Source organism: Luteibacter pinisoli (genome assembly GCF_006385595.1).
GTDB lineage: Bacteria > Pseudomonadota > Gammaproteobacteria > Xanthomonadales > Rhodanobacteraceae > Luteibacter > Luteibacter pinisoli.
This window is the reverse complement of the sequence record NZ_CP041046.1, coordinates 3,824,797-3,837,960: the sequence shown is the minus strand read 5'-3', so window position 1 is coordinate 3,837,960 and position 13,164 is coordinate 3,824,797. Positions and strand designations below refer to the sequence as shown.

Genomic DNA, 13,164 nt, shown 5'->3' with positions numbered 1-13,164 from the left:
GCCCGCAAGGGGGGGGGGCTGTACCCGCGAAAGCTTCGGCCGCCTCTGGATCGACGGCGCGTTGCTGATCCTTTTCCAGCAGACGGGCCTCGGCAAATACCGCTAAGCACGATGTGCGATTTTTCGTAAGGGCACGATAAGGTTCAGGGTTTAACGACAATTTGTCATATGTTTCGCACTGGACGGTCATCCGATAAGCGTAGATAAGGCCATGACCTTCCGGAGAGACCCCTGATGGCACTGGCCGCTGTACGTATCGAGACCTTCGAGCCCCTGAACGTGATCCTGGGGGTGTGTGCCGATGTCGATGACGGGACCCGCCTCGTGGATCTGCCCGAGGATGTGATCGATTCGCTGGACCGGTACATCGCCTTCGACCTGCCGACCCATGCCTCGTTCTGCGAGTGGGTGGTGCTCCAGGCCATGGACCCGACCGAGCTGCCCGTGACCGTGGGCCAGTTGAAATCCCACTACGCGTCGTAACCCGTACACGCGCACAAAAAAGCAGGAGCGCACTCGCATGCGCTCCTGCCTTTCATCGCTTACGCCTGGCTTAATCGCGGCGAGCGATCAGCAGCCCCACCAGGATGCCGATGCCGAAGCCGCTGAGGATGGCACCCAGCGGACGATGCGCGACGACGTCACGCACGCTGTCTACCGCGTCGCCGGCCTTCTGCTGCACCCGGCCCGCGGCTTCGCGGACGGCACCTTCACCTTCGAGTCCATGGTCACCGGTAAGGGCGCCGGCGGCGCGCTGCACGCGTCCACCGATGGTATTGGCTGCACCGCGGATCTGATCTTCGTTCATGGCTTGCTCCGTCCGTCATATTGACCCTAGGGAAGGTGCCTGCCCCTCAGTGCACGAATCGCCAAATCCGCGTCAATCGCACGCCTTCACCAGCACTCCATGCGGCAACGCGTCATACTGGTTCACCTCTGGTTGATGAAGGGGTCCCCGCGCCCATGGAAGCGACGAACGACCGCCAGCCCTTGCCGGGCGCCGCCGCATGGCCCGAAGCCACGATAGAGCGCGGCCCGGCGCGGTTCACGGTACTCACCCCCCGGCTGATCCGCCTGGAGTGGAGCGAGGACGGGAGCTTTCGCGATATCCGCACCCAGGTGGTGGTCCACCGGGCCCTGGATGTGCCGCCTTTCCATATCGAGGAGGACGACACCACCATCGAGGTGGATACGGGCCTGCTCCGCCTGCGCTACACCAAGGACACGGGCCGTTTCACGGCCGACAACCTGTCCATCGTGGTCCGCGGCCCCGGCCTGGAGTCCACCTGGCACCCCGGGGACGTCCAGAAGCAGAACCTCGGGGGCACCTACCGCACACTGGACCGCTACGACGGCGACACCTGGACCGACGGCAGCAAGCTGCCCCTGGAAGAAGGCCTGATCGCCCGCGACGGCTGGCACCTGGTCGACGACACCCAGGGCTTCGGCATCGGCGACGATGGCTGGGTGTCCGAGGTGCCGGGCGGCGAGCGCCAGGACTGGTACTTCTTCGGCTATGGCCACGACTTCCGCGCCGCGCTCTCGGACTTCGCGGCCATCTCCGGCCCGCAGCCGATCCCGCCGCGCTTTGTGTTCGGCTACTGGTGGTCGCGCTACTGGAACTACTCCGACGAGGAGCTGCGCACCCTCGGCGCGCGCTTCGAGAAAGAGCGCATCCCGCTGGACGTGCTGGTGCTGGACATGGACTGGCACACCACGCCGGGCCTCTCCCTGCGCCCGGGCCACGAACACCACGACGAGTTCGGCGAGCAGTCCGGCTGGACCGGCTACACCTTCAACCGCAGCCTGTTCCCGCACCCGAAGGCCTTCATGCGCTGGGCGCGTGGCGAGAACCTGCACGTCACGCTGAACCTGCATCCGGCCTCGGGCGTGATGCCGCACGAGGAGAAGTACGACGCGATGGCGAAGGCGCTGTCGTGGGATACCTCGACGAATGCGCCCATTCCCTTTGAAGGCGCGTCGCAGCCATACATGCGTGCGCTGTTCGACACCATCCTGCACCCGCTGGAAAAGGAGGGCGTGGACTTCTGGTGGCTGGACTGGCAGCAGTGGAAGGAATCGAAGAAGTTCCCCGGCCTGTCGAACACGTGGTGGCTCAACCATGTGTTCTTCACCGAGATGCAGCGCGACGACGACCGCCGTGGCCTGATCTACCACCGCTGGGGTGGGCTGGGTAACCACCGTTACCCGATTGGTTTTTCCGGCGACAGCGTCATCGGCTGGAACTCGCTGGCCTTCCAGCCGCATTTCACCGCCATGGCGTCGAACGTGCTGTACGGCTACTGGAGCCACGACATCGGCGGGCACACCTTCCGCAAGGAGATCCCGCGTCCGGAGCGCCACCTGGAGCCGGAGCTGTATGCGCGATGGATGCAGCTGGGCGTGTTCTCGCCGGTGCTGCGCACGCACTCGGCGAAGGAAGCCAGCCTGCACAAGGAGCCGTGGCACTTCGGCCCGCCGTATGGCGACGCGGTGTTCGCGGCGATCCGCCTGCGCTACCAGCTGGCGCCGTACATCTATGGCGCCGCGCGCGATGCCTACGACACCGGCATGTCGCTGGTGCGGCCGATGTACTACCACTGGCCGGAGCACGAGGAAGCCTATACGCACCCCGCGCAGTACATGTTTGGCAACGATGTGCTGGTGGCGCCGGTGACGACGCCGGTGGGTGCGGACGGCACGGCAAAGTTCCCCGTCTGGCTGCCGCCGGGCCTGTGGTACAGCCGCGATGGTGCCGAAGCCTACGATGGCGGCGGCGTGCTGGAGCGCTCGTACACGCTGGAAGAGATCCCGATCTTCGTGCGGCCGGGCAGCGTGGTGCCGCTGTATCCCGAAGGGATGCGCAACCTCTCCACCGTGCCGGACGAACTGATCCTGCAGGTGTTCCCGGGTGACGAGGGCTCGACGTCGCTGTACGACGATGACGGCCGGTCGCAGGGCTACCAGCGCGGCGAATTCGCGCGCACCTGCGTGCGCAGCCGCCGCGGCGACCGCGCGCACCGCGTGCATATCGATGCGATGGACGGCGATTACACCGGCCGGCCGAGCACCCGACGCTACGTGGTGGAGCTGCTGGATGCGGGCATCCCGGAAAGCGTGGAAGTGAACGGCGAGGTCCTGCCGTACAGCGCCGAGCCGGCGCCGCGCACCTGGTTGTTCGACACGGCGTGGCTATGCATTCGCATCGACCTCGGCTCGAAGCTGGTGAGCCGCCCGCAGGACATCGTGGCGCGCTTCGCCCCCGAGCACGCGATTCCACGCGGATTGCTCCATCGCATGCGCCGCGCGGGTGAAGCGGTGCATTACCTGAAGCAGGTGTGGGGCGATATCTCGGCGTTGCCGGACGACGTCGATCTCGCCGGCCAGGCCGCGCGGGTTCTGGCGTATGCGGTGGAGGAGGGCGACGACATGGGCCGCGCGGCGCGCTTCTCCGAGGGCGTGTCGGAGTTCGAGGAGCGCTTCAAGGGCTTGCCGGCGAGCGTGAATGCCACGCCGATCGATGATGCGTTCAAGCAGATGTTTGCTGATTTGTTGGGGCGCTAGCGCTTGGCTATGGGGGGTGTCGCGAAAGATGTCGCGCACAGGGTGCGCTCCTACATTGTGGTCGTGGTTTTGATGGTGTGTGCGCTGGACGCCCATGCGGGCGACGCGGTGCGGGTGGGCTCGAAGGCGGACAACGAGGGGGCCTTCCTCGGCCAGGTGGTATTGCAGGTGTTGAAGCACGCCGGCATCCCGGTCGTGGACCACACGCAACTGGGACCCACGTCGATCGTGCGTCGCGCGCTGCTGGGCGGGGATCTGGATGTGTATCCGGAATACACCGGCAACGCGGCGTTCTTCTTCCACCGGGAAAACGACGCCGCTTATCGCGATGCGGCGAAGGCGTATGCGCTGGCCGCGCAGCTGGACACCGTGAACCACGTGACCTGGCTGCATCCCGCGCCGGCCGATAACCACTGGGCGATCGGCGTGCGCAAGGACGTCGCGGCAGCGAACCACCTGCAGTCGCTGGCGGATTTTGCGCGCTGGGCGAACGGCGGCGGCGACGTGCTGCTGGCCGGCTCGGCGGAATTCGTCGAGAGCGACGCCGCGTTGCCTGCGTTCCAGAAAGCGTATGGTTTCACCCTGCGTGGCGAGCAGCTGCTGGTGCTCGCCGGCGGCGATACCTCGGCCACGATCAAGGCCGCCGCCGAAGGCACCTCGGGCGTGAACGCGAGCATGGTCTACTCCACCGATGGAGCGATCGCCGTCACCGGCCTCGTCGTGCTGGACGATCCGAAGCATGTGGAGATGGTCTACCAGCCGGCGCCGGTGGTGCGCGACGCCGTGTTGAAAGAGTATCCCGCCATGCGCGGCGCGCTGGACGCCGCCTTCGCACCGCTCACCGTGGAGCGCCTGCGTGCGATGAATGCACGCACGCAGATCGATGGCGAAGACGCCTCGAAGGTGGCCGCAGATTACCTGCGCAGCGAAGGACTGCTCAAATGACCGGGCAACGAGCAGGGCGCCTGCCGGTGATCGTCTTGTGCGTCGTCGGGCTGATGGCGACGGTGGCGATGGCCTTCCTGCATGTCGCGCCGAACCGGTTGCTTAGCGGTCACCCGGCGAGCCCGCATGTGTGGCTTCTCACGCTGCTCTGGCTGCTGACCGCGGCGGCGGGTGTGTATCGCGGCGGTGCCGTGATGGCTCTGACGCTGACGCTCGGGCTGCCGTTCCTCGCCGGCCATGACGCGACGCTGCTGCTCCAGCACGCGGCACCGACCACCCGCATCCAGCTCGGCGCGGGCTTCTGGACGATGTGGCTTGCCGCCGCCTTGCTGCTCCTCGACCGCCTGCGCCACCTGCGCATCGCCTGGCGCACCGCGTGCTGGGTGCTGATCGCGGCCGTGCTGATCGGCGGCGCACTGGCCGGCGCCTTCAACAGCATCGCCCTGGTGCGCGAATGGCAGGCCCAGCGCGGCGCCTTCAGCGATGCGCTGGCGACGCACATCACCCTGTCGCTGGTGACGCTGGCCATCGCCCTTGGCATCGGTGCGCCGCTGGGTTATCTGGCCTGGCGCGCGCGCAAGGCCGGCGGCACGCTGGTCGGTGTGCTCGCGTTCCTGCAGACCGTGCCTTCGCTGGCGCTGTTCGCCCTGCTGATCGGCCCGTTCGCCTGGCTGGCCCGGCAGTGGCCGGCGCTGGGGGCGCTGGGCTTCGGCGGCACGGGTGCGGCACCGGCGGTATTCGCGCTGGTGCTGTATGCGCTGCTGCCTGTGGTCCGCTACACCGTCACCGGCCTCGAGGCCGTGCCGCCGGACACGCGCGAAGCCGCCCGTGGCCTCGGCATGACCCGCGGCCAGGTGCTGTGGCGCGTGCAGCTGCCGCTGGGCTGGCCGGTGTTGCTGGCCGGCCTGCGCATCGTCGCGGTGCAGACCATTGGCCTCGCCGCCGTGGCGGCGCTCATCGGCGCCGGCGGGCTGGGCCGCTTCGTCTTCCTCGGCATCGGCCAGGGCGCGACGGACATGGTGTTGCTCGGGACGCTGGCGATCATCATGCTGGCCCTCGCTGCTGATCTTCTTTTCCAGGGCCTGATGGCTCTTACCGGGCGCCGCGCATGATCGAGTTCGAACACGTCCGCAAGGCCTTCGGCGAGCACGTCGTCATCGAAGACCTCTCGCTGCGCGTGGCGGATGGCGAGTTCTTCGTCCTCGTCGGGCCGTCGGGCTCGGGCAAGTCCACGCTGCTGCGCACGGTAAACCGGCTGACGCACATCGACAGCGGCCGCGTGCTCGTGGACGGCAAGGACGTGTCGACCCAGCCGATCGAGACGCTGCGCCGGGGCATCGGCTACGCCATCCAGTCCGTGGGCCTGTTCCCGCACCGCACGGTGGCCGAGAACATCGGTACCGTGCCGCGCCTGCTCGGCTGGGCGGCGCAAGAGATCGACGCGCGCGTGGCGGAACTCATCGCCTTGCTGAAGCTCGACGAGCCCGGCATGGCCGGGCGCTACCCGGATACGCTATCCGGTGGCCAGGCGCAGCGCGTCGGCGTGGCGCGCGCGCTGGCCGCGCGGCCGAAGATCGTGTTGATGGACGAACCGTTCGGTGCGCTGGATCCACTGACTCGCGAGTCGCTACAGGCCAGCGTCAAGTCCATCCAGCGCGATACCGGCACGGCCATGTTGTTCGTCACGCACGACATGGATGAAGCGTTCCGCCTGGGCGATCGCGTGGGCCTGATGCTCGACGGACGCCTTGCCCAGGTCGGCACGCCGCTGGAACTCATCCGTGAGCCGGCCAATGAGCGGGTAAGCGAGTTTGTGGGAGGCACGCGTGCCTACCTGCGTGAGCTGGCGGTGCGCTGCGTGCGTGAAACGATGCGGCGCGATGAACACGCTGATGGCGAGGCGATTGCGCCCGACGCCACGTTGCAGGAAGCGCTCGGGGCCATGCTGGCGCAGCGGCGCGATCGCCTCGCCGTGGAAGGCGGCGGCGCCGTGCTGCTGGCGGATATCGTGGCGAGGAAGCCGTGACGGCCACGCAGGCCAGGGCCGGGTTACCGCTGGCGGTGCTCGTCGTGCTGCTGGTCGTCCTGCCGCACGCCGCGCCGCTTTTCCACGCGTGGATGCCGGACCTTTCCCACCCGTTGTACTGGCGCACCTCGTTTACCGCGCTGGCGTTCTCGCATGCGCTGCTGGTGGCCATTGCCACTGGAATAGCGGTCGTCGTCGGGCTGACGCTGGGCATTCTCGCCACGCGACCCGCGGGCCGCTCGCTCCTGCCCACCGTGCGTGCGGTGGCCGTGATCGGCCAGACGTTCCCGCCCGTGGCCGTGCTGGCCATCGCCGTGCCCTTGCTTGGCTTCGGCGCGGCACCGACGCTGCTGGCGCTGTCGCTCTACGGTGTGTTGCCCGTGCTCGGCCAGACCGTGGCCGGCCTCGACCAGGTGCCGGCCAGCGCGCTGCATGCCGCCGATGGCATGGGCTACGGGCGCTGGCGACGCTTGTGGGACGTGGAGTTGCCGCTCGCGGCGGGGCCGATCATGGCCGGCGTGCGGCTATCGGCGATTGTCAGCGTGGGTACGGCGACGATTGGTTCGGCCGTGGGGGCTGCGACGTTGGGGGCGCCGATTGTCGAAGGGCTTGTCGGCAATAACACCGCTTACGTCGTGCAGGGCGCCTTGCTGGTCGGCGCCCTGGCCTTGTCTGTCGATGGCCTGCTTGGCCTGGTCGAACACCGGATCAGGAAACACGCCTGACCCGGTGTCGTGAGGCTTACCAGATTTTGACGCGCTGCTTCGGGTCGAGGTACAGCTTCTGGCCTTCCTTGGGCTTGAACGCGTCGTACCAGGGATCCAGGTTGCGGACGGTCTGCGCGCGGAAGTTGCCCGGTGCGTGGACGTCGCCGACCACCTGTGCACGCAGGGCGGCGTCGCGGGTCTTCTCACGCCAGCTCTGGGCGAAGGCGAGGAAGAAGCGCTGGTCGCCGGTGAGGCCGTCGATGACCGGGGCCGGCTTGCCGCCCAGGCTGTTCTTGTACGCCGCGTAGGCGATGGTCAGGCCGGAGACGTCGGCGATGTTCTCGCCGAGGGTCTGCTGGCCGTTCACATGCAGGCCGGGCAGGGCTTCGTACGCGTTGAACTGCTCGACCAGGCGCTGGCCGGCTTCCTTGAAATGCTTCTGATCGGCGTCCGTCCACCAGTTGGACAGGCGGCCCTGGGCGTCGAACTCGGCGCCGAGGTTGTCGAAGCTGTGGCTGATCTCGTGGCCGATCACCGCGCCGATCGAACCGTAGTTCGAGGCGGCATCGGCCTTCGGATCGAAGAACGGGGCTTCGAGGATGGCGGCCGGGAAGTTCAGCGCGTTCTGTAGCGGCAGGTTCACCGCGTTCACCGTCTGCGGGGTCATCCACCACTCGTCGCGGTCCACCGGCTTGCCCAGCTTCGCCACCTGGTGCTGGTACTCGGCGTACACGGCGCGCTGGTGGTTGCCCACGGCGTCGTCCGGCTTGATCTCGAGCTTGGAGTAGTCGCGCCAGGTGTCCGGGTAGCCCACGCCCACCTTGATGGTGGCGATCTTGGCCTTGGCCTTCTCGCGGGTGGCGGGGGTCATCCATTCCAGCTGGCCGACGCGGTCGTCGAAGGCCTTCAGGATGTTCTTCACCATGTCCTGCACTTCCGCGCGCGACGAGGCCGGGAAGTAGTCCTTGACGTAGATCTGGCCCACGGCGTCGCCGAGGTCGCCGTTGACCCGACCCACGCCGCGCTTCCAGCGGTCGCGCTGCTTCGGGGTGCCGGTGAGGGTCTTGCCGTAGAAGTCGAACGAGAGGTCGTCGAACTGCTTGCCGATCAGGCCGTTCGCGCCCTCGTTGATGGTGTGGAAGCGCAGCCAGGCTTTCCACGTGTCCAGCGGCTCGCTGCCGACGAGGGCGGCGAACTTGGTGACCGTGGCCGGCTGCCAGACCACGAAGGTGGGCTGGGCCTGCAGGCCGGCGGCGCTGAAGTAGGCATCCCAGTCCATGCCCGGGGCTTTGCTGGCGAAGGCGGTGCGCGGCCACGGGTTGTTGGCCTTGTGCACGTCTTCGCTGTCGACGATGGAGGCCTGGGCCTCGGCGAGCTTGGTTTCCAGGGCGACGATGGCCTTGGCTTCCGTGGCGGCGTCCTTGTCGCCGGCGGCGGCGAGCACGGCCTGCACGTAGGCGGCGTACTTGGTCCGGGCCTCGACCATGTCCTTGTCGGTCTTCAGGTAGTAGTCGCGGTTGGGCATGCCCAGGCCGCCCTGCAGCAGGTAGGGCACGTTCTTCGAGGGGTCTTCCAGGCCCTGGGCCACGAACAGGCCGAGCAGGTGCTCGGTCTCCAGCTTGGTGGCGTTGATCGGGTCCACGTCCGCGCGCAGCTGGGCGCCGAGGGCCGAGGAGAGGGCCTTGCGGTCCTTGATGGCGGCGATCTTGTCGAGGGCGGGCTGCAGCGGCTTGATGCCGGCCTTCTCGATGGCCGCCTCGTCCATGTAGGCCTTGTAGTAGTCGGCGATCAGGCGCTGATTGCTGCCCGCGGCCGGGTTGCCGGTGCCGGCGGCCTTGATCAGGTCGGCGTTGCGCTGCTCGGCCTTCTGGAACACCACCAGGAAGACGCCGGTGCTGGAGCGGTCGGCCGGAATCTCTGCCGTCTTCAGCCAGGTGCCATTGGCGTAGGCGTTGAAGTCGTCGCCGGGCTGCACGGCGTGGTCGATGCCCTTCAGGTCGATACCGGACGGGGCACCGGCGGCGAGGGCGCCGGTGCTGGCGAGGCCGCAGGCGATGGCCGCGGCGAGGATCGTGGATTTCATGCGTGCAGCCCTTTTTGGGAGGAACGGCGCCCACGATAAGCCCGCGCGGGCTCCGCCGCGCCCATGACGTATGGCCTACAGGGTTATGCCCTAATGACACTCCGGCGCCCGCAATGGGGCCGGAATGGGCGGGCCGCGGGTCGCCCGGGCTCGCCCTGACCTTCACTTGGCAGATGATCTTTAGGGAGATCGACATGAATGCACGTTTTGAACTGACCGGCCCGCAGATGGACATCAACAGCTATCCGCTCTGGGCACAGGACATGGTGTCGTCCTGTGAGGATGCACGGCGGGCCATCGTCAGCCACGACATGTGGGATCTGATGATCGCGGCAAAGCTCGACCCGGAAGCCACCCGTAACTTCATGGTGGGTGTGTGGCCGGTGATCGAGCGTTTCCCCGGATACATGGCGCATAGCCTGTTGAAGACCCGCTTTGGCCGTAGCCCCGGCGACGACCTGGCCCGGCGCTGGCTGGTGCGCAATATCCGCGTGGAACAGAACCACGCGGAGTACTGGCTGAACTGGGCGGAGTCGGCAGGGGTGTCCCGGGAGGAGGTGCTGAATGGCCAGCCGCCCAAGGGCTCGCAGGCCCTGGCGGACTGGTGCGAGGAGGTCAGCCGGCACGATTCGCTGGCTGCCGGCATCGCCGCGACCAACTATGCGGTGGAAGGGGCGACCGGTGATTGGTCGCAAATTGTCTATGAAAGCAAGGAGTACGCGGAGAGCTTGCCGAATCAGGGCCGTAAAGCCGGCCTCCGGTGGCTTCAGCTTCACGCCGCTTATGACGATACCCATCCGTGGGAGGCGCTTGAAATCGTGTGCTCCCTCCTGGGCACCAACCCGCCGGTGGACCAGGTAGAGCACATCAAGGAGTGCGTCCGCCGCAGTTACGTCAGCATGGCCATTACACTGGACCGCTGCATGGACGTGGCTGGCACCTATCGCACGTTGCGGGAGGTGGCTGCGTAACTCGCAACTTGCCTTTGATCTAATGCACACTCACTCCAGGAACGGGAATCCAGTTACCGATGCATCGCGTTGAGGCAACTCACCTGCAACCGCTCACCAGGCGCCTCCGGCCCCTGGCGTACGCGCTTGTGGCAGGCGCGGTGGTGGTGCTGGCCCTGACCTGGGTGGCGGTGCAGACCCAGGTGACTCTCGCCGGTTTCCTCAACGGCGAGAGTCTTTGGTCCAAGGCGCAGAAGCAGTCCGTGATTGACCTGGACGCCTATGCCGCGCACGGCCGCCCGGCGGACCTCGAAAGTTTTCGCAGTAATTTTACGGTACTGATGGCCGACCGCTGGGCGCGCGACGCGATTGCCAGTGGCGACTACGAACAACGCGAAGTGGAAGATGCCTTTGCCCGCGGCGGGGTGATCCCCGAAGCCATCCCCGGCATGGTCTTCATCTTTGCCCATTTCAGTGCCATGCCCTACGTGCGTGAAGCCGTGGCGGAATGGCGCTCGGTGGACACGAGCCTGGCCGAGCTCGAGGACACCGGCGACCGCCTCGAGCACGCCTACCAGACCGGCACGATGGACGCGGCGGCGATCGACCGCGAACGCGAGCACATCGCCGAGCTCAACCGATATATCGAACCGCGCGCGAAGGCCTTCTCGCTGGATATCGCCAATGGCGCGTCCTGGCTGGGCCGCGTGCTGTTCTTCACCGTTACCGCCGTGGCCTTGCTGGCCGCCCTGCTGTGGGTGCGTTTCGCCCGGCGCATCCTCGCCGGCATCCGCGGCACCGAGGAGCGCTACAGCCTGCTGTTCGACAGTGCGGCGGATGCCATCTTCATGGTGGACGAAGCCACCGGCGCCATCCTCGATGCGAACCACCGCGCCGCCGCGTGGGTAGGCTGCGAGCGCCACGACCTGATCGGCCTGCCGCTGTCGCGCCTGTTCCTGGAAGGCTCCGCCCATTCGGGCGTGGGCCTGCTGCGCTCGTCCGACGGCACCACGCGCCCGGTGGAAACCCAGAGCAGCCTCGTGGTGTGGGGCCAGCAGCAGGTCTGCCAGGCCATCGTCCGCGACATCTCGGACCGCGTGGCCATGGAGCAGGAACGCAAGATCGCCGCCGAGGCGCTGGCCAGCATCGCCGAGGGCGTGATCATCGCCGACGCCGACCGCCGCGTGACCACGGCCAACGCCGCGCACCAGAAGCTCACCGGCATCCCGCTGCACACGCTGCGCAACAACCGCCTCGACGCCACGCGCACGCTGCCCGACGGGCGGCCGCTGCCGCAGTCGCTGTGGGACGAGATTGCCGCGGGCGACAACTGGCTGGGCGAGGTGGAAAGCCGCCGCGCCGATGGCAGCGTGTATGCCGAGCTGATGAGCATCAGCAGCATCCGCGGCCAGGACGGGCGCCCGCAGCATTACGTCGCGGTGGTCTCGGACATCACCACGCGCAAGGCGGACCGCCAGCGCCTGCAGCACATGGCCACGCACGATCCGCTGACCGGCCTGGTCACGCGTTCGGAGTTCGAGCGCCGTTGCGCCGAGGCGATAACCCGCGCGGCGCACGCGCGCGGTGCCGCGGCCGTGCTGTTCCTCGACCTCGACGCGTTCAAGGTGGTGAACGACAGCTACAGCCACGCCACCGGCGATGCGCTGCTGATGCGCGTGGCCGAACGGATTCGCGCGCTGCTGTCGCCGAACGACGTGGCCGGCCGCATCGGTGGCGACGAATTCACCGTGCTGCTCTCCGACCTGCGTTCGCGCGAGGAAGCGCTGGTGGTGGCCGAGGCCTTGCTCTCCGCCATGGCCCGCCCGTTCGACCTTGGCGATTACGAACTCTTCGTCTCCGCCAGCATCGGCATCGCCGGCTACCCGCTGGATGGCAACGATGCCGTGACCCTCATCGCCAACGCCGATGCGGCGATGTACGTGGCGAAGATGGAAGAGCGCAACGCGCTGCGCTTCTACACACCCAAGATGCATGCCGATGCGCGCCGCCGCCTGAAGCTGGCGAGCGAGCTGCGTCAGGCCCTGCAGCGCCAGGAATTCCACCTGGTGTACCAGCCCAGCGTGGAAATGAAGACCGGCCGCATCGTGGCCGTGGAAGCGCTGATCCGCTGGCAGCACCCCGAGCGCGGGCTGGTGCCGCCGGATGAATTCATCCCGATCGCCGAGAGCCTTGGCCTGATCCGGCAGATCGACCAGTGGGTGCTGCAGCGCGCGTGCGAGCAGCTGCGCCTGTGGGACGACGCGCGCCTGCCGTCGTTGCGCATGGCGGTGAATGTCTCCGCCGGTTCGTTCAGTCATCCGGATTTTCTTGCGAGCGTGGGCCAGGCCTTGCTGGCCAGCGGCGTCTCGCCGAAGCGGCTGCTGGTGGAACTCACCGAGAGTGCGATCCTGCGCATGGGCGAGGACACCGAGCGGGCCATGCTGGCGCTGCATAACCTCGGCGTGGCCGTGGCCATCGACGACTTCGGCACCGGCTATTCCTCGCTGGCGTACCTGAAGCTGCCGGCGGTGGCCTACCTGAAGATCGACCGCAGCTTCGTCACCGGCCTGCCGGCCAGCGGCAATGACGTGGCGATTACCGAGGCGATGGTGGCCATCGCGCGCAGCCTGGGCCTGCATACGATCGCCGAGGGCATCGAGACGGAATCGCAGCACGAGTTCCTGCTCAAGGCCGGCTGCCAGGAAGGGCAGGGCTACCTGTATTCCCGCCCGGTCTCGCCCGAAGACATCGCCCGCCTGCTGGCCCCGCGCCCCGGCGCCAGCGTGACCAAGCGCCTCAGCGTGGTCCCGCCCCACCGCGCCTGATCGCCCGCTCCTACAAGACACCGCCGGGCCCTGTGGTTCACGCTGGCCGTCCCCATATATCCGG

At 67.5% G+C, this 13,164-nt stretch carries 10 protein-coding genes; 8 read left to right on the top strand and 2 right to left on the bottom strand.

Annotated elements, in window-relative coordinates; translation table 11 throughout:
• Positions 1-234: 234 nt before the first annotated feature.
• Positions 235-483, top strand: coding sequence for a hypothetical protein (locus tag FIV34_RS17500; protein ID WP_139984800.1), 249 nt, complete (start codon positions 235-237; stop codon positions 481-483).
• A 70-nt stretch (positions 484-553) separates the two neighbouring features.
• Here FIV34_RS17500 and FIV34_RS17495 read toward each other — a convergent pair whose 3' ends face one another.
• Entirely contained in the window at positions 554-808 is a 255-nt protein-coding gene (locus FIV34_RS17495; RefSeq protein ID WP_139984799.1) for a CsbD family protein, read from the bottom strand.
• Between the two features lie 155 nt (positions 809-963).
• On the opposite strand from FIV34_RS17495, the gene FIV34_RS17490 reads away from it, so the two are divergent.
• Genes FIV34_RS17490 through FIV34_RS17470 form a run of 5 tightly spaced genes read left to right on the top strand, consistent with a single transcriptional unit; the run spans position 964 to position 7,260 of the window.
• Complete coding sequence (locus tag FIV34_RS17490; RefSeq protein WP_139984798.1) at positions 964-3,564, top strand: glycoside hydrolase family 31 protein; 2,601 nt, start codon at positions 964-966, stop codon at positions 3,562-3,564.
• Between the two features lie 42 nt (positions 3,565-3,606).
• A complete protein-coding gene (osmF, locus tag FIV34_RS17485) occupies positions 3,607-4,509 on the top strand; it encodes a glycine betaine ABC transporter substrate-binding protein OsmF (RefSeq protein WP_211352655.1) in 903 nt (300 codons plus the stop codon).
• A complete protein-coding gene (locus tag FIV34_RS17480) occupies positions 4,506-5,621 on the top strand; it encodes an ABC transporter permease (protein WP_139984797.1) in 1,116 nt (371 codons plus the stop codon). The genes osmF and FIV34_RS17480 overlap by 4 nt, the downstream gene beginning before the upstream one ends.
• Complete coding sequence (locus FIV34_RS17475; protein WP_139984796.1) at positions 5,618-6,535, top strand: ABC transporter ATP-binding protein; 918 nt, start codon at positions 5,618-5,620, stop codon at positions 6,533-6,535. Before FIV34_RS17480 ends, FIV34_RS17475 begins: the two co-directional genes overlap by 4 nt.
• The gene (locus FIV34_RS17470; protein ID WP_211352654.1) at positions 6,532-7,260 is read left to right on the top strand and encodes an ABC transporter permease; all 729 of its coding nucleotides are present in this window, start codon (positions 6,532-6,534) and stop codon (positions 7,258-7,260) included. Before FIV34_RS17475 ends, FIV34_RS17470 begins: the two co-directional genes overlap by 4 nt.
• Positions 7,261-7,276: 16 nt before the next feature.
• Here FIV34_RS17470 and FIV34_RS17465 read toward each other — a convergent pair whose 3' ends face one another.
• Positions 7,277-9,325 (bottom strand): M13 family metallopeptidase, encoded by a 2,049-nt coding sequence (locus FIV34_RS17465; RefSeq protein ID WP_139984795.1) that lies wholly within the window; start codon positions 9,323-9,325, stop codon positions 7,277-7,279.
• Between the two features lie 194 nt (positions 9,326-9,519).
• On the opposite strand from FIV34_RS17465, the gene FIV34_RS17460 reads away from it, so the two are divergent.
• Together FIV34_RS17460 and FIV34_RS17455 are read left to right on the top strand one after the other, a co-directional pair.
• Positions 9,520-10,296 carry an iron-containing redox enzyme family protein gene (locus FIV34_RS17460; RefSeq protein WP_139984794.1) on the top strand — a complete coding sequence of 259 codons (777 nt, stop codon included), beginning with the start codon at positions 9,520-9,522 and terminating at the stop codon, positions 10,294-10,296.
• Between the two features lie 59 nt (positions 10,297-10,355).
• Complete coding sequence (locus tag FIV34_RS17455) at positions 10,356-13,100, top strand: putative bifunctional diguanylate cyclase/phosphodiesterase (RefSeq protein WP_139984793.1); 2,745 nt, start codon at positions 10,356-10,358, stop codon at positions 13,098-13,100.
• Positions 13,101-13,164: the final 64 nt, after the last annotated feature.